The following is a 24,516-nucleotide window of genomic DNA, read 5'->3' as shown; positions in this document are numbered from 1 at the left end:
TCTCTAATCTCTTGGCAATCCATAAGCATTTAAAATTTCATCTTGTCGACCAAACATTACCTTTTCATCAGCTTCATTTATATGATCATAACCCAATAAATGTAAAAAGCCATGAAGCGCGAGAAAACCAAGTTCTCTTTCAAAAGAGTGCCCATATGCATCTGCTTGTGATTGAGCAACTTCAGTGCATATGATAATATCTCCGAGTACTCTTGGTATATCTAACCCACTGATTTCAGGTTCATCTTCCTCTAATGCAAAGGATATTACATCTGTCGCCTTATCTTTATCTCGATACATTTTATTAATTTGTTGAATTTCCACTTTATCTACAAATGTCACAGATAATTCGGCATCATTTTCTATGCCTTCTTGTTCTTTTGCAAAAGAAAGAAGGTCGTCTATTTGCTTAAACCATTTTTTATCGACTAATTCAGTATGATCATTAAAATCTATTGTGAACATTTATTCTTCTCCCTCATAGCGATCAATTATTTTACTTACAAGTGGATGACGCACAACATCGTTTTGGTCTAAATGATGGATACTTAGACCTTTTACATTGTGTAACTTTGCTATTGCTTCTTTAAGACCACTTTTAACACCTTTAGGTAAATCAATCTGTGTCTTATCACCGGTAACAACCATTTTCGATCCAAAACCTAACCTTGTTAAGAACATTTTCATTTGAGCATGTGTAGTGTTTTGTGCTTCATCTAAAATAACAAATGCATCATCAAGCGTTCTCCCTCGCATATATGCTAACGGTGCTATTTCTATAACACCACGCTCGATAAATCTAGCAGTTTGTTCTCTTCCTAAAACGGTATTTAAACCATCATATAATGGACGTAAATAAGGATCAACTTTCTCCTTCAAATCACCAGGTAAGAATCCTAATGATTCCCCAGCTTCTACTGCAGGTCTAGTCAAGACGATACGTTTAACATTACCCTTTCGTAATTGCTTGGCAGCATAAACAACAGCTAAAAATGTTTTCCCAGTACCTGCTGGTCCAACACCAAATACCAAGTCATTATGATACATAGCATTGACGTAAAGTCTTTGCCCCATAGTTTTAGCCCTTATTGTTTTACCAAACGCATCTTTAGTAATTTCGTCCTCATATAAATCTAATAAGTAATGAATCGTACCATTTTTTGCCATTTTAACAGCAGCTTCTACATCTTTGAGCGATATTGTAACGCCTTGCTGTATGACTTTCAATAAATTAATTAGTACTGATTCTGCTTGTTCTACATGCTCAACTTTTTCACCTTTAACGGCTATTTCTTGTCCTCGAGCATGTATTATGACATCAAATCCCTCTTCTATTGATTTTAGATTTTCATCATTGTTACCAATGAGTGCTTGTGCTTCATTGATGTCATCTATTTGAATAATTCCAGGCATATAGTTGCTCCTTTACAAATATATTCGTTTCTATTATTTTATCCTATTAGATTTTAAGTTACAAAAAATAATTATGATGCATGATATGAAATAAGCATTATTATAAAAATAATAATTTGAATAAATCATACTGCAACTTCAATATTATTATATCATGAAATAATCTCATATTATTTCAAAGTGAATTAAAAATTGACATTAATTGTTATTTTTATGTAAAGCAAAGCATTGTGATAGACTGCGTGAAATTTATCAAGCATTAAATACTTTGAAATTAAAAATAACTCAACTCACAAAGTCAAGATTCTAACTTTATAAGTTGAGTTTAAATAAATTTATAATTGTTTTGGTCGTTCTAAAACTTCAGACCAAATAATGCCATTAACAACTTCATCATCTGCAAATCTATATTGAGCATTTGTGCCAGAGCTTTGAACAGAATGCGCATTCATTAACTGTTTTAAACGATAACGCTTAGTTCTCTCTGATAAATATTTATCAGAAATAATATCTCGTGCTTTTTTCTCAGTTCTTTGTATTTTTTTCTCAGTTTCACGATCAATCTCATTACGCACGTCTTCTATTTGACCCATTAAATCAGCTTCAAGCTCTTTTTGAAGTTTATCATCTTGTTGCTTTTGCTCACGTTTTACTTTTTCAGCTTCTGTTTCCTTATGTTTAGGAGCTGATGATGATTCTTGTTGAGGTGTCTCAGTTTCCATCTTTTCAGCTCGTGTCTCAGCAGGTTTATTCTGCTTTGGTGTATGTTCTTCTTGAGAAAAAGGACCATCATTAAATTGTTTTTCTAACTCAGAAAATGTTTTACCGATTTCTTCAAGGAAACCACGTTTTTGTGGTGGTGCTTCAGATTGATTTGGCTGTTTGTTAGATGGCGGTTGTTGTTTTTTTCGTTTTTTATGACTATCATCGTTAATAGCTCCAATTATTGTAAAAATGACAGATACTACAAAGATAATAATACCTATATTCATTTAATCACCCCTATTTATTATTCCGGTGATTCATCATCTTCTTTTTTTGTACGTTGGTTAATAGAATTTCTCATACCAGTATCTGCTTCAACATTTTTCAGATTATAATAATCTTTCACACCAAGATTTCCTGAACGCAATGCTTCGGCCATAGCTAGTGGAACTTCTGCTTCCGCTTCAACAACTTTAGAGCGCATTTCTTGTACTTTTGCTTTCATTTCTTGTTCTTGTGCTACTGCCATTGCACGACGTTCTTCGGCTTTTGCTTGTGCGATATTTTTATCAGCAAGCGCTTGCTCAGTTTGTAAGTCTGCACCGATGTTTTTGCTAATGTCTACGTCTGCAATATCAATCGATAGGATTTCGAAAGCTGTGCCTGAATCTAAACCTTTACTTAAAACTGTTTTAGAAATATTATCAGGGTTTTCAAGCACTTGTGTGTGATGTTCACTAGAACCAATTGTAGATACAATACCTTCACCAACACGTGCAATAATTGTTTCTTCTCCAGCACCACCGACCAATCTTGCAATATTTGCGCGTACTGTAATTCTTGCTTTTGCTTTAACTTCGATACCATTCATAGCTACACCAGCGATAAATGGTGTCTCAATTACTTTAGGGTTTACAGACATTTGAACAGCTTCTAACACATCACGGCCAGCTAAGTCTATAGCTGCACCACGCTCAAAAGGTAAATTAATATCTGCTCTTTGTGCAGCGATATTTGCATCAACAACACGATCAACATTACCACCTGCTAAATAATGTGATTCAAGTTGATTTGTTGTCAAGTTTAATCCTGCTTTATGAGCTTTAATTAAAGGTGATATTACTTTACGTGGAGAAACTCTACGTAATCTCATTCCTACTAGGGTACCAATGCCTACTTTTACACCCGCTGCGATTGCTGAAATCCACAATCCAACAGGTACAAATGAAAATAATAACAATAATGCAATTACGACTATAACTGCTATAATTAAAATTCCAATCATACTCATTCTCCTTTATGTTTCTATTTCTCTCACAACAACTCGGGTACCTTCAACTTCAAGAATAGTTACTTTTTTATTGCGTAATATAAAAGAACCGTCTGAAACTGCATCGATACGTTCATCGTTATAAATAATAATTCCTGCTGGTCTTAAATCTGTAGATGTAACTGCAACTTCTCCAACTAAATGAGAGCGATCTTCATGTGATGTATAACCTGCTTCTGCATTTGTAGAATCCTTCAATACAACTTTATCTAAAAACGGTATTTTACGTTTGAAAAATTTCACAAGTATCACCCACTCTATGATTGATAATATTAAGGCAACGACAACATTAGCAATCATGTACACTAAATTGTCACCTAAAGTAACAATACTAAAAACGATTAATGCCATACCTATAATGCCTATAACTGCACCTACTACAAATAATTCAATAATGACGAATATCACACCAATAGCAAATAAGACAACTGAATAAAAGTTAACATCGCCTTTTATAAAAAATCCTAAAAAGAAGATGAATAACGCTAATGTTGATATAATTCCGATAATATTTATCCTATTTGAATATAACTGATACAAAAAGCCTAAGAAGATAATACAAGTTAATATCAAAGCACCTATTGGACTAACAATAAAGTTAGAAACGTTGTCTATCCAGTTTCCGTTTTCAACAAGTCTAGTTGAAAAGATTGTATGTATATTGCTTATCGAAGGAATCACTATATCACCTCACTCTCAATTTAATTATACATGAAATAAATATATGATTATACCGTTTACACAATAAAATTCATAATGTTATTCATTTTTAATTAAATGCTAGAAATATAAATATAGTCTTTTTCAATCTACTGTAAAAGAAGTAAACATTAATATTTGTTCATAATGTAAACGTGGTTGTTTTCTTAAATATGTATCATGTTATTTCAATGTTTATGACATCATTGTATAGGGAGAAGGATTATAGATAGTCACTTTCTTAACATATAAAAATAATAGCCTTAGCTGAATAAACAACTAAGGCTATTATGGTTTATAATTAATGTTGGTGTTGAGGGAGTCAACGAAACAATTAATTATTTGAATTTACGTTTACGTGCAGCTTCTGATTTCTTTTTACGTTTAACGCTAGGTTTTTCGTAAAATTCACGTTTACGTACTTCTTGAATTGTACCGCTTTTAGAAACTGTACGTTTGAAACGACGTAACGCATCTTCAAGTGATTCGTTCTTTTTGACTACTGTTTTAGACATGTGTATTTCCCTCCCTCCAAATATCAACGAAACTTTATAATCATTACACGGTAATTACCATGTATTAATTAGTATAATATATCTGATTAATGTGGTCAATTAGTAAAATTTTAATTTCATGATTCATTTTACACCATCAAAAGATGTTTGCAGTTAAATCATTGTTCATTAAAATTTAAACAGTAATTGAATGTTCTGTTGTATTGGTAGCATGATCCACTACTCTTAGTAACTCCCCATGATTGATTGGGTAATCAGGTTGAGTAATTTTAATTTTTACAAGCTCGCCAATCAGTGATTCATCACCTTCAAATTGAACTTTCATATAATTATCCGCAAAACCTATTAAAGTCCCTTGCTCACTGCCAACTTCTTCTGGAATGACTTCAAGTACCTCTTGGTCAAATTTAGATGCATATGATTTAGCCAGTTGATCACTTAAATGAATTAAACGATGTACACGTTCATTTTTAATATTTTCGTCCACTTGGTCATCCATTCTTGCAGCTGGTGTACCAATTCTAGAAGAATACGGAAATACATGTAGTTCTGAAAATTGATGTTCAACAATAAAATCATATGTTTCTTGGAATTCTTCTTCTGTTTCACCTGGGAAGCCAACAATGACATCACTTGTAACTGCCAATCCAGGTAGCGCTTCATGTAAACGCGTCAATCGCTCTGAAAAATGAGCCATAGTATATTTTCTTCTCATTCTCTTCAATACTGAATCAGATCCAGATTGTAAAGGAATATGCAGATGACGCACAACTTTGTTTGACTGTTCAATTACACTAATGACTTCATCCGTTAATTGACTAGCTTCAATTGATGAAATTCTGATACGTTCTAATCCATCTATCGTTTCTAAATCACGTAGTAATTGTGCTAAATTATAATTCTTTAAATCCTGGCCATATCCACCTGTATGGATACCAGTTAAAACAATTTCTTTATATCCTGAATTTACAAGTGTTGTTGCTTGTTCTATCACTTTTTCAGGATCTCTGGAACGCATTAATCCACGTGCCCAAGGAATAATACAGAAAGTACAAAAATTATTACATCCTTCTTGTATCTTCAATGAAGCTCTTGTTCTGTCTGTAAAGTATGGAACCTCTAATTCTTCATATGTACGATTTTTCATGATGTTTCCTACACCATTGATTGGTTGTCTTTCTTTTTTAAACTCATTGATATAACCGATTAACTTCGTTCGATCTTGTGTGCCGACCACTATATCTACACCAGGTATTTCCATAATTTCAGCAGGAGATGTTTGTGCATAACAACCTGTAACACATACAACTGCGTCTGGATTTTGTCTTATAGCACGTCTGATAACTTGTCTACTTTTTTTATCACCTGTATTCGTAACCGTACATGTATTGATAACAAATACATCAGCATTTGTTTCAAAGTCAACACGCTCGTATTCTGCTTCTTTAAATAATTGCCAAATTGCTTCGGTTTCATAATGATTCACTTTACATCCTAATGTATGAAATGCAACCGTTGACATAAATATCACCCCAATAAATCTTTTTGAAAGCTTACAGCACTTAATGTGTATAAAGGTGCAGTTTCAGCTCTTAATATCCTAGGACCTAGACCGACTTGATATGCTGAACTTCCAAATAACTTAATTTCTGATTCAGACAAACCACCTTCTGGTCCAAAAATGATTAACACACGATCACCAGGTTCAAATTTTTGAACAACTGCTTTAAAAGTACTTTTTTCCCCACACTTAGCAGATTCTTCATAAGCAATCAATACATAATCATATTCATCAATAATATCATAGATTTCCTTTAAATTCGACTTATACTCTATCTCTGGAATAATTAGCCTATAACTTTGTTCAGCAGCTTCTTTTATAATCCTTTGCCAACGTTCTAATTTTTTAGTTACTTTATTTTCATTAAGTTTTACAACTGACCTTTGCATACCAACAGCAATAAATTGGCTTGCGCCTAACTCTGTTGATTTTTGTATCATCCATTCATACTTATCTGCTTTAATTAAACCACTGCAAATTGTTACATGTTGTGGTAACTCTGTATTGATATCCATTTTTTCTATTAATACAATTTCGATTTGATCCATAGTTATATTTTCAATTTTACATTTATAAACTTTTTGATCTGAAAAAGTAATAATAATTTGATCGTCATATTGATATCGCATTACATTTGTAATGTGATGTATATCACTTTGATCAGTAATAAAAAAACGCTGATTTACATCAGCGTTTTGGTCAATAAAATATCTCTGCATTGCTTAATCGCTCACTTTCTGTCCAACGATACATACCCAACCGTTTTCATGATTAATAGAAATGATTTTAAACCCAACACGCTTCATCTGTGCTAAAATTGTTTCATGCTTTTCTGTTATAATACCAGAAGTTATAAAATAACCATCTTTATTTAAAGTATTATAAGCATCTTCAATCATTTCTTCAATAATATGAGCTAAAATATTCGCAATAACGACATCAAATTTTTCAGTTTCTTCTGTTAGTAAATTACCTGGCACAGCTTCAATTGCTTTAACACAATTATTTTTTTCGAAGTTTTCCTTCGCAACTTTAATAGCCATTTCATCTACATCAATCGCTTTTATGCGTTCTACTCCTAATAAATATGATGCAATGCTAAGTATACCTGAACCTGTACCAACATCAATCACTGAATCATCTGGCTTTACAAAGTGTTCAATCGCTTTCAAACACATGCTAGTGGTTGGGTGGTCTCCTGTACCAAAAGCCATTCCCGGATCCAATTCAATACACATTTCTGCTTCGTCTTCTTTTTGATAGGTTTCCCAACTTGGAACTATCGTAAATTTTTCAGAAGCTCTAAAAGGATGAAAATAATTTTTCCATTCATTTTCCCAGTCATGTTCTTGAATCGTTTGTTGTTGATATTCAAATATGTTTGTATCCAAAGATTCAATGCTTTTAATTTCATGAATCAGATCTTTTTTAAAGTCTTGAGTATACTTCATTTCATTAAAATAAGCTTTAACCCTTACGCCGTTAACTGGGTAATCATCAGGGTTTAACTCATAAATTTCACCAAACTTATCAGCAAAACCATTTTGAAGATCTAATGAATCTTCGATAACAACCCCGTTTGACCCGAATTCTTCTAAAATATTAGAAATAATAGGTATCGTATCATGATTTGCAGTGATTGATATTTCAGTCCAGTTCATTTTTTTATTCTCCTTTAAAGAATCTTTTTGCTTTGTCCTTAAAATTTGATGGTTGTTCAGTTAATGATTCACCATCAATATCAGCAAATTCTCTTAACAATTCTTTTTGACGTTCATTTATCTTAGTAGGTGTAACAACTTTTACATTGATAAACAAGTCACCATAACCATATCCATGAACATTTTTGACGCCTTTTTCTTTAAGACGGAATTGTTTACCTGATTGTGTTCCGCCAGGAATTGTTAACATTACATGACCTTTTAAGGTTGGAACCTTGACTTCATCACCAAGCGTTGCTTGCGCAATACTAATATCTTGTGAAAAGTAAATATCGTCGCCGTCTCTTTCAAAAGTTTCAGATGGTTTAACTCTAAATACAACGTATAAATCACCTTGTGGTCCACCGTTTTCTCCTGGTGCACCTTCACCTGCTAATCTTATTTGTTGTTCATTATCTACACCTTCAGGTACTGTCACATTAATTTTAACTGTTTTATTTTCAGTACCTTTACCATGACATGTTGGACAAGGTTCTTCAAATTCTTGACCAGAACCACTACATACTGGACAAACTTTTTCAGTTCTAACTCTACCTAAAATCGTATTTTGTTCTACTGCAACATGTCCTGAACCATTACAGTAATGACACGTTTTTTTCTTAGTACCCGGTTTAGCACCTTCGCCATCACAGGTATGACAAGTTACATCTTTGCGAATTGAAATTTCTTTGTTTGTACCGAATACGGCTTCTTCAAAGGTAACAGTCATTGTATATTGTAGGTCATCACCTTTTCTAGGTGCATTTGGGTCTCTTTGACGTCCACCACCAAAGAATGAACTGAATATATCTTCGAAGCCACCACCGAAACCGCTAAAGTCTTGACCACCAAATCCTTGGCCGCCAAAACCACCTTGTGGTCCATCATGACCAAATTGATCATAATTTGCACGTTTGTTTTCATCACTCAATGTTTCATATGCTTCTGAGATTTCTTTAAATTTTTCGTCTGCGCCTTCTTCTTTATTGATGTCAGGATGATATTTTTTTGATAATTTACGGTAAGCCTTTTTTATTTCATCTTTAGAAGCGTCTTTACTGACACCTAAGATATCATAATAATCTCTTTTGGCCACTTTTATCTCTCCTTTTACGATGGATTAAATTACTTATTAAAAAGGAAAAAGTCAAAGCCAATGTTCAATTGACTTTGACTTAATTTGGCTAAGCAATTGTGTCATATTTTGCTTTTAATAGCAATTAATAACTAAACTTATTTTTTATCGTCTTTGTTATCGTCTTCGTTCACTTCTGTGAAATCAGCATCTTCAACATTGCTATCATCTGAACCATTTGCTTGTTCACCTTGTGCTTGTTGTTGTGCTTGAGCAGCTTGTTCGTAAACTTTAGCAGATAAGTCTTGAACTACTTTTTCTAATTCTTCTTTTTTAGCTTTAATATCATCAATATCTTCGCCTTCAAGCGCAGATTTTAAAGCTTCTTTTTTCTCTTCTGCATTATTTTTATCATCTTCACTGATGTTTTCACCTAAATCAGTAATTGTTTTTTCAACTTGGAATACTAAGCTATCTGCTTCGTTTCTTAAATCACTTTCTTCACGACGTTGTTTATCTGCTTCAGCATTTTCCTCAGCATCTTTAACCATACGATCGATTTCTTCGTCAGAAAGTGAAGAGCTTGATTGAATAGTGATATTTTGCTCTTTATTAGTACCTAAATCTTTTGCAGTAACATTAACGATACCATTTTTATCGATATCAAAAGTTACTTCGATTTGTGGTACGCCACGTGGAGCTGGTGGAATATCAGTCAATTGGAATCTGCCAAGTGTTTTGTTGTCAGAAGCCATTGGGCGTTCACCTTGTAATACGTGAATATCAACTGCTGGTTGATTATCTGCTGCTGTTGAATACACTTGTGATTTAGATGTCGGAATAGTAGTATTTCTTTCAATCAATGTATTCATACGTCCACCCATAATCTCAATACCTAATGATAGAGGTGTTACGTCTAATAATACTACATCCTTAACGTCACCAGTGATAACGCCACCTTGGATAGCAGCACCCATTGCTACTACTTCGTCTGGGTTAACACCTTTGTGAGGATCTTTACCCACTTCTTTTTTCACAGCTTCTTGAACAGCAGGGATTCTTGTTGAACCACCAACTAAAATAACTTCATCGATATCAGAACTACTAATACCAGCATCTTTCATAGCTTGACGCGTTGGTTCCATTGTTCTTCTGATTAATGAATCAGCTAATTCTTCAAATTTTGAACGTGTTAAACTTAATTCTAAGTGCAATGGACCATTTTCACCTGCAGAAATAAATGGTAATGAGATTTGTGTTTGAGAAACACCTGATAAATCTTTTTTAGCTTTTTCAGCTGCATCTTTTAGACGTTGTAATGCCATTTTGTCTTGTGATAAATCTACGCCATTTTCTTTTTTAAATTCTGCTACTAAATAATCGATAATAACTTGGTCAAAGTCATCTCCACCTAGTTTATTATCACCTGCAGTAGAAAGTACTTCAAATACACCGTCACCTAATTCAAGAATAGATACGTCGAATGTACCGCCACCTAAGTCAAATACTAGGACTTTTTGGTCTTGTTCAGTTTTATCTAAACCATAAGCTAATGCTGCTGCTGTTGGTTCGTTAATGATACGTTCAACTTCTAAGCCAGCTATTTTACCAGCATCTTTTGTAGCTTGACGTTCACTGTCATTAAAGTATGCAGGAACAGTGATAACTGCTTTTTCTACTTTTTCACCTAAATAATCTTCTGCTGTACTTTTAAGGTTTTGTAATACCATCGCAGATATTTCTTGTGGTGTATATGATTTACCTTCTACATCTACTTTATGTTCAGTACCCATATGACGTTTGATAGATTGAATCGTATTAGGGTTAGTAATTGCTTGACGCTTAGCAACTTCACCTACTTGAGTTTCACCATTTTTAAATGCAACAACAGATGGTGTTGTTCTAGCACCTTCTGGATTTTGAACAACTTTTGGTTCGTCACCTTCTAAAATTGCTACACATGAATTTGTTGTACCTAAGTCAATACCTATTACTTTACTCATAACTAAATTCCTCCTGTTTGTTTTGAAAATTTGGTATTTTCATCAATATAACTATTGATTTACTTTAACCATTGAAGGTCTTAAAACACGTTCCTTCAATTTATAACCAGTTTGTAGTTCTTGAGTGACCTGACCTGATTCATAATCAGGATTGTCGTCTTGTACTACAGCTTGATGTATATTTGGATCAAACTGTTGACCTTCAGCCTCAATTTTTTCTAAACCGTTATTTTTCAATGCGTTCAATAAGCTTTCATAAACCATTTCCACACCTTTTTGTAATGATTTAAATTGCTCATCTTCGCCTTCGATTTGTAAAGCTCGTTCTATATTGTCTATAGTCGGTAAAATGTCATTTAAAACATCCTGAGCTTTATATGCTTTCATCGTTTGATTTTCTTTTTGGATTCTACGCTTATAATTTTCAAATTCTGCGTATAATCTTAAATATTTTTCTTCTTCTTCTTGAACATTATTTTTTAATTGTTGAATTTCTTCATCTTTAGGATCGATATCTGCCTCAGTATCTTCAGAATTTTCTTCTTGCAGATTATCTTGTGATTCATTATTCATTTCATCAGCATCTTCAACTGAAGTAGTTTGGTCGTTCTGTGATTCTTGATTAATATCTTCAGTTTTTTCGTTTTCATCGAATACTGATTCATTTTTTTCTGTCATTTTCTGCCCTCCAATACAATTCTTAATTACCAAATCGTATTTAGTAATTGTATTACATTCTGATAGTTCATTGCCGTTGGTCCGATAACCGCAATTTGACCTTTAAGTCTATCATCAATATGATATTCTGTAGTGACGATAGAAATATCGCTCAAGCTTGATTCGATTTCCTGTCCAATCTTAACATTAATTGATGAATTTGACATTTCATCAAGTAGCTGAGTAATTTTGTTTGATTCAATATACTGCAAGATAGGTTGAATAGAAGAAACATTTGATTCATTAAGTGCATCAATTAGTTTAACCTTTCCACCCATGTAAATGCCATTACTTTGATTATCAAAATGAACATCTATCGTATCTAACATTTCTTTTATAAAGTCTTTTTCAAAATCCGACTTCGCAAAAGCATTAAGTTCATTTTCTAAGCGTTGTTGATTTAATGCATTGTATCTTGCAGTCACAAAGTTAGCTATTTTAGTCAATTCATCACTCGATAAACGTGCTTTGGATACTAAATGTAAATGCTCAACATGGCCAGAAGTAAAAACAACAACCATGATTACTAAATATGCATTCGCTCGAATCAAGTGAATGTTATTAATAATATCTTTTTTGTGATTTGGACGCATTACCAACGTTGTATACTGAGAAGCGATTGAAAGTTCATTTGCGAACTCACTCAAAGCTGAGGAGATATCATAATGATTTTCAACCAGTAAGTCTCTTAAACGTTGTATTTTTTTGTGTTGTTGATGAGATGTTTGTTGCAATAATTGATTCACATAATATCTGATGCCTGACTCTGACGGCGAACGTCCTGATGAAGTATGTGTCTTCTCTATTAACTGTAGTTCTTCTAGTTGTTTCATTTCATTTCTAATAGTAGCAGGACTAACATTTAAATTATGTCTTTCAATCAGTGTTTTGGAACCAATCGGTTGACCTAAATCAACATAATCTTCAACAATTGCATTTAAAATGCTCAATTGTCTATCACTAATCATGTTTTCACCTCATTAGCACTCTTTTGTTTCAAGTGCTAATTATAATTTATCAAATTGGTCAAAGTAAGTCAATGTTAAAGCCCTAGTTTTTGAAAAAAATTAAACATTTAGTAAAAACGACTCAAATACTAGATTTCCAATTACTTTACCTCTCTCTGTTAAAGAAATATATCCGCCAGTATCATTAATTAATTCTCGTTGCTTTAAATCTTTGATTGTGTCGTTATAAACATCATCAATTGTTTTATTAAATTTTTGTTCGAACCGTTTTCTACTAACGCCTTGATTCATTCTTAAACCTAGAAACATTTCCTCTTCCATTTGTTCACTTTCTGTTGGATAAACTGAGTCAAGAACGGGCCTTTCCTTATTTTGTATCTTATTTATATAATGATTCACAGGGTTTACATTATTATATCGCTCGCCATTTACATAACCACTTGCCCCTGCGCCAAATCCATAATAGCCTTCGTTTTTCCAATATACTTTATTATGCTCTGATTCATGTCCTTTTTTACCAAAATTTGAAATCTCATATTGGTGTAATTCAGTCTCGTGCATTCGCTTTAATAAATATTCGTACATTTCTTCACCAACATCTTCGTTTGGAATTTTCAATTGACCTTTACGGTACATATTATAGAATTGAGTTTTTGGCTCTAAAATCAATCCATAACTTGAAATATGATCAATATCCATCGCTAACGCTTTTTCTAAACTTTCTTGAAAATCTTCTAGGCTTTGCTGGGGTAGATGGTACATTAAATCTAAACTTATAGAAGGTATACCAACTTTCCTTGCATTGTTCACTGCTCTATAAATGTCCTCTGTCTTATGAGAACGTCCTAATATCGCTAGTAATTCGGGTTTGAATGTTTGAACGCCCATCGATAATCTATTTACACCATAATCTCTTAAAAGTTGTACTTTGGCTAAAGTTAGTTCGTCCGGATTGGCTTCAAAACTAAATTCACCTTTAATTTCAAAAATATCTGTAATTGCAGTTAATAGTTTTTTCAGTTGCTCATATGATAAAGCGGTAGGTGTCCCACCACCCACAAAAACGGTTTCTAAAGATCTAACTTCGCTCTGTTTCATTTCGTTAATTAAGCAATCTAAATATTGATCCACTGGTTGATTTTGTATAAAGTATTTATTGAAATCGCAATAAGTACAAATTTTGACACAGAAAGGGATATGGATATAAGCACTTTTCACTTCCATTTTTGAAATGACCTTCTTTCGTTAAATAAAATAGATTCATATAACAAAAACTGGGCCATAAATCGAATGGATTTAAGGCCCCAATGTTTAAAAAATCATATTAATCTTCGTCCATCTTAAGCACTGCAAGGAAAGCATCTTGTGGTATTTCAACATTACCCACTGCTTTCATTTTTGCCTTACCAGCTTTTTGCTTTTCTAATAATTTTCTTTTACGACTAATATCGCCACCATAACACTTAGATAAAACGTTTTTACCCATTGATTTTATATTTGTACGAGCAACTATTTTTTGTCCAACTGCTGCTTGTACCGGTACTTCGAACTGTTGTCTAGGTATTAGCGTTTTAAGCTTTTCAACTAACGCTTTCCCTCTTTCATATGCGAAGTCTTTATGAACTATAAAGCTAAGTGCATCTACTTTCTCTCCATTTAGTAATATATCCATTTTAACTAAGTCGCTTTCTTTATTATCAATAAATTCATAGTCAAAAGAAGCATAACCTTTTGTATTTGATTTTAGCTGATCAAAGAAATCAAACACTACTTCAGATAAAGGCAGTTCATAGATAATATTAACGCGTATATCATCTAAATACTCCATATTAATAAATTGGCCACGCTTACGTTGACACAATTCCATAACTGCCCCCACATAATCGTTTGGTACCATCATTGTCGCTCTTACAAAAGGTTCATAAATCGTATCAATTTGATCTCTTTCAGGCATATGCGCTGGATTATCGACTGAGATTTCATCACCATTTTTAAGAATACATTCATAAATTACAGATGGGGCTGTAGCGATTAATTCTATTCCAAATTCACGTTCAATACGTTCTTGGATAATTTCCATGTGCAACATGCCTAAAAACCCTGTTCTGTATCCAAAACCTAATGCTTGAGAAGACTCAGGTTCAAATTCTAATGAAGCATCATTCAACTGTAACTTCTCTAATGCTTCACGTAAATCGTTATAGTCTTTATTGTCTATAGGGAATAAACCGCAGAAAACCATTGGGTTCATTTTCTTATATCCTTTTAACGGCTCAGCTGCTGGACGGTGTAGATGGGTAATTGTATCCCCGACACGTGAATCATCTACATTTTTGATACTAGCAATGACATAACCAACATCTCCAACAGTTAGCTCGCTAACTGGTAATTGTTTTGGTGTATTGATGCCTACTTCTGTAACTTCAAAAGATTTTCCTGTAGCCATCATTTTTATTTCATCACCCGTTTTCAAAGTACCTTCAACAATTCTAATTGATGAAATAACCCCTCTGTAGGGATCATATTCTGAATCGAAAATCAATGCTTTTAATGGTTCGTCTGGATCTCCTTGTGGTGGTGGCACGACTTCTACAATTTTTTCTAATATATCATCAATACCAATATTTGATTTTGCACTAGCTAATACAACATCATCTTTATCTAGTCCTATGACATCTTCTACTTCTTGCTTTACACGTTCAGGTTCCGCTGCTGGTAAATCTATTTTATTCACAACTGGTAATAACTCTAAATCGTTGTCCAATGCCAAATAAACATTGGCTAATGTTTGGGCCTCTATGCCTTGTGCAGCATCTACTACTAATATAGCGCCTTCACATGCAGCTAATGATCTTGAAACTTCATATGTAAAATCTACGTGTCCAGGTGTATCAATTAAATGAAACGTATAAGTCTCACCATCTTTTGCATCATATTTTAAACGTACCGCATTTAATTTTATTGTTATACCACGTTCTCTCTCTAAATCCATGGAATCCAATAACTGTGATTGCATTTCACGTGATTCAACAGATTTAGTATTTTCCAAAATTCTATCTGCTAATGTAGATTTTCCATGATCAATATGTGCAATAATAGAAAAGTTTCTTATATTTTCACGCTTGTTTAAACGATTTTCTTTATCCATGTATTATCAGTCTCACTTTCATAATTCTAGCCCGTAATATGTATGACATTCTTTGATATAATAACGTTTTTATCTACTAATTGCAAACTTGATAAAATTAATAGTAAAATTTGAATTTATGTTTATCTTTCGTCGCTATGTTACTATTTTTACTAATATCTTTTCTTGTTATAATTATTATTGTATCATTTATCGCGAGTTTACGCGCCTTATTATAAATAAATGATTGCAGAAACTTGGTTGTTTTGATAAAATATTTCTTGTTGTAATCAAATTAATTTTTGATAGCGAAGATCACACTTTTAGGAGGTGACAGACATGCCAAACATTAAATCTGCAATTAAACGTGTTAATACTACTCGTGTAACTGAGGAACGTAATATTTCACAAAAAAATGCAATGCGTACAGCTGTGAAAAGAGCTCATACAGCAATTGACACTAACGCTGACAACAAAGCTGAATTAATTAGCTTTGCATTGAAAAAAGTAGATAAAGCTGCGCAACGCAACTTAATACATTCTAACAAAGCTGCTAGAATTAAATCTTCTTTAATGACAGCTGCTAAATAAACTAAAGTTCAAGCCTACGCTTGAACTTTTTTTATTTCAATATTTCATGCGACCTGCTACATAAGTTTAGCCCAGAAATGATTTATAATAAGAGAAATCATTTCTGGGCTTTTTTACAACTTTAATATTTATTAGTTTTAGCATCATAACTATCAACATGCTTTATAATTCATCTACAGAAATCTATCCAGTGAAATGACTAGACGAAAACAAAAAGCTTCACATTTATAAGGACAAAATAAACAATTCGAGGATAAGGTGTTTATCCATATAAGATGACTTTAATTTATAATCTGTTTCTGCACAATTATCAATAATATTTAATAAACTTTCTAATTCATAATGCCTTGCTTGGTTTAAAGCTAACTTCACCCTATAGGGATGAACGTTGATTGTTTTAGCAATTTGTTGGCCACTATAGCCCTTTTGTCCCAATATTTTACTTTGATAAAAAAGTCGATAATTACTTGTAATCAGTGCTAATAATTTTATAGGCTCCTCTTTCATTGCTATTAAGTCTTTAACTAGTTGAATGGCTTTTGATTTTTTATTTTTTTGTATATATTCAGTGAGCAAAAAAACATTTTGTTCTAGACTTCTATTTACAATTTGATGAACATCATCTTTATTAATAGTCGTTCTATCACCCAAAAATAAAATGAGTTTTTCTATCTCTTGCTTAACAACATTAAAATTAACTCCTGTTAATTCAATAACTAAATCAAGCGCATCTTGCTTAATATCTTTATAATTCTCATGCAGTTGACTTTTTATCCAATGTTTTATTTCTTCTTCTGACATTTGTTCTATCTTTTTAATTTGCGCATGTTTTTTCAATGATTTAACAACTTTTTTTCTCTCATCTAATTTAGAATGATTAACTTCAAACAATATTAAAGTGTCACCATCATATTTTTCTATAAATTCTATCAGTTGATCAATGTTATGATTTAATTCTTTAGGCGGTTTCTCACCAGTAAAAACATATGCATTTTGTACTAGAACAGCTTTTTTATTAGAGAAAAATGGCATGGTAAGCGTTTCTTCAATAATTGGAGCTAAATCATTTTCATATAAGTTATATTTAACGAAGTTGAATTCATCTTTTGGTGCATCTAAATATTGTTCAATAACTTCAGAAGCTTTTTTTTCAATTAATTCAGGTACTTCACCATATATCGTTATTATATTGCTACTCATTCTCGGCACCCTTTCAATTCTATTACACATTTTGTAATTATAACACGCCTAATAGTTTCTCACTAACTAAAAAATTTCAATGGTATTGAGATTTTATTTCTATTTGATCTTTAAATAAAATGTTCACTTCTCCATTTACATTTGTTTGAAAAACTTTAATATTATTATATCTTAATCTATCAATAATTTGACGATTAGGAAGACCATATTTATTTTTTTCTCCTACCGAAATTAGAGCTATTTTTGGTCTAATTGATTGCAATAAACTGTTACTTGTACTCGTACGACTACCATGATGACCAATTTTTAAAATATTAACATTGGATAAATGATATTTATGTATCAATTTCTCTTCGTTAAGATTTGTAGCATCACCCATCAGTAATATTTTATAACTATTGTACTGTATCAATATTATAATTGATTGTTCATTTAAATTATTAGAGTTAGGAATAGTAGCATCTAACAGATTAATTTTCGCTTTATTCATAAAAAATTGTGATTTATTTTTAAAATCTATTAACTTTATGCCTTTTTTTATACATTTCACTTTTAAAAGATTTAATTCTTTCATTTTAAAACTATTAGCATTGATAATGATACTTTTAACTTTGAGTTGTTTAATTAAATAACTTAGTTCACCCATATGATCTAGATGAGGATGAGTAATTATAACGTAATCAAGTTCTTTTACATTATGTCGTTTTAAAGTTGGTAAGATATGATATCTAGAAATATTATGATTCGCAACTTTTTGTTTCGAATTAAAGTTACCACCCGTGTCGATTAATAGTGATTCGTGGTATTGAGTTTCAAATAAAAGTGAGTCCCCTTGCCCTACATCCAACATAGTAAGTTGATATGCATGCACTTGAGGTAGCATTGTAGAGACAATATACAAAGTAATTAAAGTAATTGACATTAGTTTATAGCATTTATGAACGAATAGAACTAAGGTCAAAAATGCAACGATAGTTATTATAGCTATTTGAAGATTATTTAATGTAGGAATATACCATTTAAAAAAGTTGAGTTTATCAAAAAGTTCAACCATTTTATCATGAAAAATAATTAATAAGTTATATAAATTGGTTATAATAATAGGTTTGAATGGTAAATGTATTATAAAAGTAAGAAAAATAACAAAAGGAAATAGTATGAAAGAATAAAATGGAACAAAAAAGATATTAGATATCAAGCCAATCCATTGAATTTGGTGAAAATGGATACAACTTAAAATAAATGAACTTAATTGTGCTATCCATGTGATAGCGCATAAAGATTTAAAGATACCTAAATTCTTTAGTAATGGGCTGGCAAAAAGGATTGAAAAAGTAATTAAAAACGAAAGTTGAAATCCGATATGATAAATTAACGAGGGGGTTAAAATTGTTAAGCAAATAAATAAAAAAGCTAAAACGTTCATTGAATGCTTTATAATGTATTTTGGAAAAATGATTATTATCAAACTCATTAATATTGCTCTGACGGCACTTGCCGACATGTTTGTATACATGCAATAGATAGGTAATAATATGATTAATATTATTTTAATTAAAAACAATGGGCATTTTAATCTGTTAAGTATATAGCCTATAATTGTAATAATAATAGCAATATGTGTCCCGCTAATAGCCAAAAGATGCGCTATGCCAATTTCTTTTATTCTATCTAATTCATCTTTATTCATAAGTGATGTATCACCCGTTATAAATGCAATCGTTTTTTCAGGTGAAATTATTTTCCATTGTTGCATTCTTTCGTAAATCAATGCTTTATGTTTATTTAAAATATCAGTAAAGTTATTATTGTTAGTTTTACAACTTGAAAGATGAATATTTTGAATCATAAAAATAAGATTAGAATTTGGTTCGTTTTTTATAGTATTAAACTTCCCATTGACTTTACAGGTTTTTTGTAATAAAAAAGCAGAAACTTTTTTTAAATCTATATTTTTTGATGTTTGTAAATTATAAACGTAAGTATAATGTTTTTTATTTATTTCAATCTTACCTTTAAGTTTATGATGCTCCAAAATTGGTTTTGTAATTAACTTTGCTTCTCCTTGAAATGCTTTGTTCAAAAGTAAAGCATGGTTATTTTTTTCTAATTTTAAATCATTTTGAAACATCATATAACTACTTAAAGATATGATGGCAACCATTATAAAATGAATTACATTAAATCTTTTTCTTTTCATTATAATAAATAGGCCTAATATTAAAATAAGAGATAAAACTTTATTAAAAAGTAATAAGTTACCAGCTAAATAAGCTAAAGCATAATAAATCAATTTTATTTATTTATTAAATATTGTGCTACATGTTCTTGATTAAATGGAATTTTTTTATACACAATACCTGATTGTTTTAACAATTCTAAAGCATAATGATGATTATGGTAATCTTCAGCATAATAAATTGTTTTAATACCTGCTTGAATAATAGACTTGGTGCAATTTAAACAAGGGAAATGAGTAACATAAATCGTTGCGTCCTCTGTTGACACCCCTTGTTTTGCGCATTGTAATAAAGCATTCATTTCTGCGTGAATCGTACGAATACAATGACCATCTTCTAATAGACATCCTTCATCAATACAATGTACTTCGCCAGACACAGAACCATTATACCCTCCTGCTATAATTCTATTATCCTTTACAATCGTTGCCCCTACAGATAGTCTTTGACATGTAGAACGCAATGCTAATAAGTGACTTTGCGCCATAAAGTATTCTTCCCATTTAATACGATCCATGATACTTAGCCTCCAATTTATGTATTCTTTAATATGTTTATTATAGATTATATCGCTTTTAGAAAAATACAACAAAATTTTACATTGTTAAATGTGAACTTAATTTTTCTATCGTTTTAGCACCGAAACCATTAATTTCTTTTAACTCATCAATAGATTTAAAATTTCCATTCTGCTCACGATACTCAATGATAGATTTGGCTTTAACCTTTCCTATCCCTGGTATCGTTGTGAGTTCGCTTTCTGTTGCAGTATTTATATTTACTTTTGCTACATCAGTATCCTTATTTTCTGATAAATTTGTAACAGTTTTATTTTTATTCAATGGATTATTAGTTTGTTCCCCTTTTTCTGGAACATATATCATTTTTTGATCGATTAATCGTTCGGATAAGTTAATGTTCGTTAAATCAGCACGCTCTGTAGCAATAGCTTTGTCCAACAACTGTTTAATTCTATCATTACTGCTCATTTTATAAACATTAGGATGTTTTACTGCACCTTTAATATCAACATAAACAAATGAATCTTTACTATCATTATTGATTTTTGCAGTAGTTTTATTAGATGACCGTTCACTTTTCACATGTGGTAATGATTGATTATGGTCAGATGTTTCAATTAGTGCAGATTCATCATTTTGCTTGATTTGATCAACACCACGATTCATCAAAAATGATAGTGTTAGCACTGCAATCACTATTATAATTAGCATAACACAGGCCTTTATTTTTAAATTACATCGACTGAATCTTTCTTTGAATAATTCCCATAATGGTAACAAAAAATCACTCCTTTATACTTTACACGCATAAAGGAGTGATTTTACTTTTTATTTTTTTACAACGAAGAACAAGCGCTCTCCTTTTTGATTATGGTTATTGATTTCAAAATCAACGAATGTTGTTATATTTTTAAAGCCACATGATTCTAACATTTTAGTGTAAACATCTTTTGAATAAGTCTTTTGATAATGTGACTCATCAAATCTCTTATAATGCATATCATCTTGTTTTATAAAAAACGTCATATCATGCCATACACTTAATGGTTCTTCCCCGCGAACAGCCTCCCAAGCTAAAAATACATTTTCAGTTTCATCAATATAACTTTGATTATTGAATAAAGTATTCATTTTATGTTCTGTATGCACATCAAACATAAATATACCTTCATTCGGCTCTAAATGATGATATACTTGCTGAAAAGTGGACAAAACATCTTCATATTCTGTTAAATAATTTAAAGAATCACAAAAAATAGTTATTACATCAAATTGTTGGTTTAGGTCGAAATCAGTCATATCGCCTTCAATCCAATTTACTTCACTAGATTTTTGCATCGCTATCGAAAGCATATCAACACTTAAATCCATACCAGTTATACAATCAAAATCATTTAATTTCGAGGTGAAACTGCCTGTTCCACAACCTATATCCAAGATGGTTGATTTATTTTTAGCATAAAATTCTACAATATCAAGCCATGATTCGTAAGGCTGATCTAAAGTTAATTGATCATAGTAATAGCTCATTTCTTCATATTGAACCATTATTAATAAACTGCCTGTCCATAAGATTCTAAAGGTGCATCACGATATAATTTCTCCAAGTTATAATAATCACGTTCATCTTTATGGAATACGTGTACGACTACATTGGCCAAGTCAATTAAAATCCATCTTGCTTCATTAAAACCTTCCATTCGTTTCACTTCAATTTCCGCTTCGTTAGCAGCATCTTTTACTGCGCGTGCGATGGATTGTACTTGTCTTTCATTATTGCCGTGGCATACGATAAAATAATCGGTCATATCGCTAATACCTTGCATATTTAAAGAAATTATATCTTCTGCTTTTTTATTCTCAGTTGCATTGACAGCTAAATTTAATAATTGATCTGATTTCATTTAATCATCCTTTACTCTTTCGTTACTATAATTGTAATAATTCAAGCAGGCAATCGTGGCATCATAAACGGTAATATCTTGCGTGATTAAATATAAAACAGTTCGCTTAGATATTTCATAAATGGTTTTATCTAAGCTACCTTGATTGTATGCTAAATCTCGAATTTCTTCAACGCCTGGGGTTTGACGACCAGGTTCAATATAATCTGCAATAAAAACTAATTTTTCTGTTTTAGTCATTTGAGCACGACCAGTAGTATGATTTTTAATGGCAAGCAAAACTTCTTCGTCGTTCACATCGAATTTTTGTTCCATTATAACTGCACAGACTGGGCCGTGTAAGATTTCTGATCCATAGCTCAACAAGTTACTATCTAAATCATTTTGTCTAACAATCTGATACATAGATCCTAAATCATCATATTTACTATAGTCATGTAAGATACCTGCAAGTTCTGCTTTATCTTTATCCCCATCATATAATTCAGCTAATTTAACAGCCGTTTCTGCTACTCTTAGTGAATGATTAAATCTTTTCTCCGGTAATTTATCTTTTACTAACGAGACTGCTTCATCAAATTTCATATAATCCTTCCTCTCTGATATATTTTTCTACACTTTGAGGAACAAGCGTATGAATATTTCCCTGTTGTTTCACTCTATCCCTAATCAGCGTTGAACTTATATCTATGCGTGGAATATTAATTGCAATCATATTATTTGAAACTTCTTGCTTTGCTTTTCCACGATTCACAATTACAAAGGTTACCATCGATTTCAATTTATCAATCTCATACCATTTTTCCAATTGTATATATTGGTCGGTCCCAATAACAAAATATAGTTGTGCATTAGGATGCTTTTCTAAAATGTGTTTAATTGTGAGATATGTGTAACTTTGTCCCTTGCGTTCTACTTCATCTAAATAAACAAAGCCAAACCCTAGTTCGTTAATTGCACACCGGATCATATCGATTCTATATGCTGCATCTAAATAATCATCATGCGCTTTGAGCGGCGACATATAACTTGGAATAAAGTAAAACAAATCTGGTTTAATAACATGATTCACTTCACTAGCAACAACCATGTGAGCCGTATGAATCGGGTTAAACTGCCCACCATATAAGACTATCGTTTTAGACATTATGGTAATTGAATTTGTTTATTATCATGTGATTCTTTATACAAGACAATCATAGACCCGATTACTTGAACAATTTCACTATGAGTTGCATCGCTTAAAGTTTGTGCTAAGTCATTTTTATCTTCAAAGTTGTTTTGTAATACATGTATTTTAATTAATTCTCTATTTTCTAAAATATCTTTTAATTGTTCTATCATATTTTCACCAACACCTGCTTTTCCGATTTGGAAAGTTGGATCAATATTATGTGCTTTACTTCTCAAAAATCTTTTCTGTTTACCTGTTAACATAAAATGCTCCTTTTATAAATAATCTAATACTGTGCGTTTCATAACTTCTACCTCTGGTTCTGTACCTGTCCAAATCTTAAAACTTTCTGCACCTTGATAAACAAACATATCCAAACCATTATAAATTGGGTTACCTTGGGCTTCAGCTTGTTCTAAGATGGGTGTTTTAAAGGGTACATACACAATATCACTTACTAAAGTTTCCGGATCCAAATTTTTCAAACTAATTGGTATTTCTTGATTTGTATTCATCCCTGCTGGTGTCGTATTTATAATAATGTCGAATTCAGATAAAGCTAATTCAGCATCTGATAAGCGAATTTTATTTACATTCAAATGCCATTGATCAAACCTGTCTAAAGATCTGTTGGCTATAGTAAGTTTCGGTTGTACATATTTGGTTAATTCATTCGCAATACCTTTACTAGCACCGCCTGCACCTAATATTAAAATATAAGCCTGTTTTAAATCTGGGTACACGCGTTGTAATCCTTTAACGTAGCCGATGCCGTCTGTATTATAACCAGTCCATTTGCCGTCTTCTATTTTAACTGTATTCACAGCACCTACAGTTTCAGATTGTTCGTCAATTTCATCTAAAAAAGGTATAATGCGTTCCTTATGAGGAATTGTTACATTGAAACCTGAGAGTGCTTTATCTGAAATAATTTCTCTTATTTGGTTGAATTTATCTTCAGGAATATTAATCGCTTCATATGTTGCATTGCAATTTAAAGTTTCAAAATTGGCATTATGCATCACTGGAGATAAAGAATGATCGATAGGGTGGCCTATTACTGCATATTTCAT

26 protein-coding genes are annotated in these 24,516 nt (G+C 31.8%); 1 reads left to right on the top strand and 25 read right to left on the bottom strand.

Annotated elements, in window-relative coordinates; all coding sequences use genetic code 11:
• Nucleotides 1–3: 3 nt before the first annotated feature.
• From ybeY to lepA, 15 genes are all read right to left on the bottom strand, one after another.
• On the bottom strand, nucleotides 4–465 hold the full coding sequence (gene ybeY, locus KA833_RS08750; RefSeq protein ID WP_070039383.1) for an rRNA maturation RNase YbeY: 462 nt from the start codon (nucleotides 463–465) through the stop codon (nucleotides 4–6).
• Nucleotides 466–1,413, bottom strand: coding sequence for a PhoH family protein (locus tag KA833_RS08745; RefSeq protein WP_046208145.1), 948 nt, complete (start codon nucleotides 1,411–1,413; stop codon nucleotides 466–468).
• A gap of 335 nt (nucleotides 1,414–1,748) precedes the next feature.
• Nucleotides 1,749–2,405: a hypothetical protein gene (locus KA833_RS08740; RefSeq protein WP_107365299.1), complete on the bottom strand. Its 657-nt coding sequence runs from the start codon at nucleotides 2,403–2,405 to the stop codon at nucleotides 1,749–1,751.
• Nucleotides 2,406–2,422: 17 nt separating this feature from the next.
• On the bottom strand, nucleotides 2,423–3,409 hold the full coding sequence (gene floA, locus KA833_RS08735) for a flotillin-like protein FloA (protein ID WP_026034799.1): 987 nt from the start codon (nucleotides 3,407–3,409) through the stop codon (nucleotides 2,423–2,425).
• A 6-nt stretch (nucleotides 3,410–3,415) separates the two neighbouring features.
• Nucleotides 3,416–4,108, bottom strand: a complete 693-nt coding sequence (locus KA833_RS08730) for an NfeD family protein (RefSeq protein ID WP_438873265.1) — start codon at nucleotides 4,106–4,108, stop codon at nucleotides 3,416–3,418.
• Nucleotides 4,109–4,485: 377 nt separating this feature from the next.
• Nucleotides 4,486–4,662 carry a 30S ribosomal protein S21 gene (gene rpsU, locus KA833_RS08725; RefSeq protein WP_002483157.1) on the bottom strand — a complete coding sequence of 59 codons (177 nt, stop codon included), beginning with the start codon at nucleotides 4,660–4,662 and terminating at the stop codon, nucleotides 4,486–4,488.
• A gap of 175 nt (nucleotides 4,663–4,837) precedes the next feature.
• Complete coding sequence (mtaB, locus tag KA833_RS08720; RefSeq protein WP_046208141.1) at nucleotides 4,838–6,184, bottom strand: tRNA (N(6)-L-threonylcarbamoyladenosine(37)-C(2))-methylthiotransferase MtaB; 1,347 nt, start codon at nucleotides 6,182–6,184, stop codon at nucleotides 4,838–4,840.
• Between the two features lie 5 nt (nucleotides 6,185–6,189).
• Complete coding sequence (locus KA833_RS08715) at nucleotides 6,190–6,942, bottom strand: 16S rRNA (uracil(1498)-N(3))-methyltransferase (RefSeq protein WP_046208140.1); 753 nt, start codon at nucleotides 6,940–6,942, stop codon at nucleotides 6,190–6,192.
• 3 nt (nucleotides 6,943–6,945) lie between these two features.
• On the bottom strand, nucleotides 6,946–7,884 hold the full coding sequence (gene prmA, locus KA833_RS08710; RefSeq protein WP_046208139.1) for a 50S ribosomal protein L11 methyltransferase: 939 nt from the start codon (nucleotides 7,882–7,884) through the stop codon (nucleotides 6,946–6,948).
• A gap of 4 nt (nucleotides 7,885–7,888) precedes the next feature.
• Nucleotides 7,889–9,019, bottom strand: coding sequence for a molecular chaperone DnaJ (gene dnaJ / locus KA833_RS08705; RefSeq protein WP_046208138.1), 1,131 nt, complete (start codon nucleotides 9,017–9,019; stop codon nucleotides 7,889–7,891).
• Between the two features lie 137 nt (nucleotides 9,020–9,156).
• On the bottom strand, nucleotides 9,157–11,001 hold the full coding sequence (gene dnaK, locus KA833_RS08700) for a molecular chaperone DnaK (RefSeq protein WP_046208137.1): 1,845 nt from the start codon (nucleotides 10,999–11,001) through the stop codon (nucleotides 9,157–9,159).
• A gap of 51 nt (nucleotides 11,002–11,052) precedes the next feature.
• Entirely contained in the window at nucleotides 11,053–11,679 is a 627-nt protein-coding gene (gene grpE / locus KA833_RS08695; RefSeq protein ID WP_064208889.1) for a nucleotide exchange factor GrpE, read from the bottom strand.
• A gap of 26 nt (nucleotides 11,680–11,705) precedes the next feature.
• The gene (hrcA, locus tag KA833_RS08690) at nucleotides 11,706–12,686 is read right to left on the bottom strand and encodes a heat-inducible transcriptional repressor HrcA (RefSeq protein WP_046208135.1); all 981 of its coding nucleotides are present in this window, start codon (nucleotides 12,684–12,686) and stop codon (nucleotides 11,706–11,708) included.
• A gap of 99 nt (nucleotides 12,687–12,785) precedes the next feature.
• Entirely contained in the window at nucleotides 12,786–13,910 is a 1,125-nt protein-coding gene (gene hemW, locus KA833_RS08685; protein WP_107526301.1) for a radical SAM family heme chaperone HemW, read from the bottom strand.
• A 100-nt stretch (nucleotides 13,911–14,010) separates the two neighbouring features.
• Nucleotides 14,011–15,834 carry a translation elongation factor 4 gene (lepA, locus tag KA833_RS08680; RefSeq protein ID WP_046208133.1) on the bottom strand — a complete coding sequence of 608 codons (1,824 nt, stop codon included), beginning with the start codon at nucleotides 15,832–15,834 and terminating at the stop codon, nucleotides 14,011–14,013.
• A 318-nt stretch (nucleotides 15,835–16,152) separates the two neighbouring features.
• Between lepA and rpsT the strand changes: the two genes are divergently transcribed.
• Nucleotides 16,153–16,404: a 30S ribosomal protein S20 gene (rpsT, locus tag KA833_RS08675; protein ID WP_046208132.1), complete on the top strand. Its 252-nt coding sequence runs from the start codon at nucleotides 16,153–16,155 to the stop codon at nucleotides 16,402–16,404.
• Between the two features lie 225 nt (nucleotides 16,405–16,629).
• On the opposite strand, the gene holA is transcribed toward rpsT, so the two are convergent.
• From holA to aroE, 10 genes are all read right to left on the bottom strand, one after another.
• Nucleotides 16,630–17,604 (bottom strand): DNA polymerase III subunit delta, encoded by a 975-nt coding sequence (gene holA / locus KA833_RS08670; RefSeq protein ID WP_046208131.1) that lies wholly within the window; start codon nucleotides 17,602–17,604, stop codon nucleotides 16,630–16,632.
• 76 nt (nucleotides 17,605–17,680) lie between these two features.
• Nucleotides 17,681–19,735: a DNA internalization-related competence protein ComEC/Rec2 gene (locus tag KA833_RS08665; protein WP_245336289.1), complete on the bottom strand. Its 2,055-nt coding sequence runs from the start codon at nucleotides 19,733–19,735 to the stop codon at nucleotides 17,681–17,683.
• 164 nt (nucleotides 19,736–19,899) lie between these two features.
• Nucleotides 19,900–20,361, bottom strand: a complete 462-nt coding sequence (locus tag KA833_RS08660) for a ComE operon protein 2 (RefSeq protein ID WP_046208130.1) — start codon at nucleotides 20,359–20,361, stop codon at nucleotides 19,900–19,902.
• A gap of 79 nt (nucleotides 20,362–20,440) precedes the next feature.
• A complete protein-coding gene (locus KA833_RS08655; RefSeq protein WP_245336288.1) occupies nucleotides 20,441–21,145 on the bottom strand; it encodes a helix-hairpin-helix domain-containing protein in 705 nt (234 codons plus the stop codon).
• Between the two features lie 48 nt (nucleotides 21,146–21,193).
• The gene (locus KA833_RS08650; RefSeq protein ID WP_210128461.1) at nucleotides 21,194–21,913 is read right to left on the bottom strand and encodes a class I SAM-dependent DNA methyltransferase; all 720 of its coding nucleotides are present in this window, start codon (nucleotides 21,911–21,913) and stop codon (nucleotides 21,194–21,196) included.
• A gap of 2 nt (nucleotides 21,914–21,915) precedes the next feature.
• Nucleotides 21,916–22,269, bottom strand: a complete 354-nt coding sequence (gene rsfS, locus KA833_RS08645) for a ribosome silencing factor (protein WP_046208128.1) — start codon at nucleotides 22,267–22,269, stop codon at nucleotides 21,916–21,918.
• Complete coding sequence (gene yqeK, locus KA833_RS08640; RefSeq protein WP_204180119.1) at nucleotides 22,270–22,854, bottom strand: bis(5'-nucleosyl)-tetraphosphatase (symmetrical) YqeK; 585 nt, start codon at nucleotides 22,852–22,854, stop codon at nucleotides 22,270–22,272.
• The gene (gene nadD, locus KA833_RS08635) at nucleotides 22,844–23,416 is read right to left on the bottom strand and encodes a nicotinate (nicotinamide) nucleotide adenylyltransferase (protein WP_046208126.1); all 573 of its coding nucleotides are present in this window, start codon (nucleotides 23,414–23,416) and stop codon (nucleotides 22,844–22,846) included. The genes yqeK and nadD overlap by 11 nt, the downstream gene beginning before the upstream one ends.
• A complete protein-coding gene (gene yhbY / locus KA833_RS08630) occupies nucleotides 23,416–23,706 on the bottom strand; it encodes a ribosome assembly RNA-binding protein YhbY (RefSeq protein WP_046208125.1) in 291 nt (96 codons plus the stop codon). The genes nadD and yhbY overlap by 1 nt, the downstream gene beginning before the upstream one ends.
• A 12-nt stretch (nucleotides 23,707–23,718) precedes the next feature.
• Nucleotides 23,719–24,516 carry a shikimate dehydrogenase gene (gene aroE / locus KA833_RS08625; RefSeq protein WP_210128460.1) on the bottom strand — a complete coding sequence of 266 codons (798 nt, stop codon included), beginning with the start codon at nucleotides 24,514–24,516 and terminating at the stop codon, nucleotides 23,719–23,721.

Source organism: Staphylococcus sp. GDY8P67P, from assembly GCF_017892545.1.
Lineage (GTDB): Bacteria > Bacillota > Bacilli > Staphylococcales > Staphylococcaceae > Staphylococcus > Staphylococcus ureilyticus.
This window is presented reverse-complemented; position numbering and strand designations above follow the sequence as displayed.

Excerpts from the sequence above, each read along its gene's own strand:
- ybeY (WP_070039383.1), bottom strand. The coding sequence starts at position 465 with ATGTTCACAATAGATTTTAATGATCATACTGAATTAGTCGATAAAAAA.
- KA833_RS08745 (WP_046208145.1), bottom strand. The coding sequence starts at position 1,413 with ATGCCTGGAATTATTCAAATAGATGACATCAATGAAGCACAAGCACTC.
- KA833_RS08740 (WP_107365299.1), bottom strand. The coding sequence starts at position 2,405 with ATGAATATAGGTATTATTATCTTTGTAGTATCTGTCATTTTTACAATA.
- floA (WP_026034799.1), bottom strand. The coding sequence starts at position 3,409 with ATGAGTATGATTGGAATTTTAATTATAGCAGTTATAGTCGTAATTGCA.
- rpsU (WP_002483157.1), bottom strand. The coding sequence starts at position 4,662 with ATGTCTAAAACAGTAGTCAAAAAGAACGAATCACTTGAAGATGCGTTA.
- mtaB (WP_046208141.1), bottom strand. The coding sequence starts at position 6,184 with ATGTCAACGGTTGCATTTCATACATTAGGATGTAAAGTGAATCATTAT.
- KA833_RS08715 (WP_046208140.1), bottom strand. The coding sequence starts at position 6,942 with ATGCAGAGATATTTTATTGACCAAAACGCTGATGTAAATCAGCGTTTT.
- prmA (WP_046208139.1), bottom strand. The coding sequence starts at position 7,884 with ATGAACTGGACTGAAATATCAATCACTGCAAATCATGATACGATACCT.
- dnaK (WP_046208137.1), bottom strand. The coding sequence starts at position 11,001 with ATGAGTAAAGTAATAGGTATTGACTTAGGTACAACAAATTCATGTGTA.
- grpE (WP_064208889.1), bottom strand. The coding sequence starts at position 11,679 with ATGACAGAAAAAAATGAATCAGTATTCGATGAAAACGAAAAAACTGAA.
- hrcA (WP_046208135.1), bottom strand. The coding sequence starts at position 12,686 with ATGATTAGTGATAGACAATTGAGCATTTTAAATGCAATTGTTGAAGAT.
- hemW (WP_107526301.1), bottom strand. The coding sequence starts at position 13,910 with ATGGAAGTGAAAAGTGCTTATATCCATATCCCTTTCTGTGTCAAAATT.
- lepA (WP_046208133.1), bottom strand. The coding sequence starts at position 15,834 with ATGGATAAAGAAAATCGTTTAAACAAGCGTGAAAATATAAGAAACTTT.
- rpsT (WP_046208132.1), top strand. The coding sequence starts at position 16,153 with ATGCCAAACATTAAATCTGCAATTAAACGTGTTAATACTACTCGTGTA.
- holA (WP_046208131.1), bottom strand. The coding sequence starts at position 17,604 with ATGAGTAGCAATATAATAACGATATATGGTGAAGTACCTGAATTAATT.
- KA833_RS08665 (WP_245336289.1), bottom strand. The coding sequence starts at position 19,735 with ATGTTTCAAAATGATTTAAAATTAGAAAAAAATAACCATGCTTTACTT.
- KA833_RS08660 (WP_046208130.1), bottom strand. The coding sequence starts at position 20,361 with ATGGATCGTATTAAATGGGAAGAATACTTTATGGCGCAAAGTCACTTA.
- KA833_RS08650 (WP_210128461.1), bottom strand. The coding sequence starts at position 21,913 with ATGGTTCAATATGAAGAAATGAGCTATTACTATGATCAATTAACTTTA.
- rsfS (WP_046208128.1), bottom strand. The coding sequence starts at position 22,269 with ATGAAATCAGATCAATTATTAAATTTAGCTGTCAATGCAACTGAGAAT.
- yqeK (WP_204180119.1), bottom strand. The coding sequence starts at position 22,854 with ATGAAATTTGATGAAGCAGTCTCGTTAGTAAAAGATAAATTACCGGAG.
- nadD (WP_046208126.1), bottom strand. The coding sequence starts at position 23,416 with ATGTCTAAAACGATAGTCTTATATGGTGGGCAGTTTAACCCGATTCAT.
- yhbY (WP_046208125.1), bottom strand. The coding sequence starts at position 23,706 with ATGTTAACAGGTAAACAGAAAAGATTTTTGAGAAGTAAAGCACATAAT.
- aroE (WP_210128460.1), bottom strand. The coding sequence starts at position 24,516 with ATGAAATATGCAGTAATAGGCCACCCTATCGATCATTCTTTATCTCCA.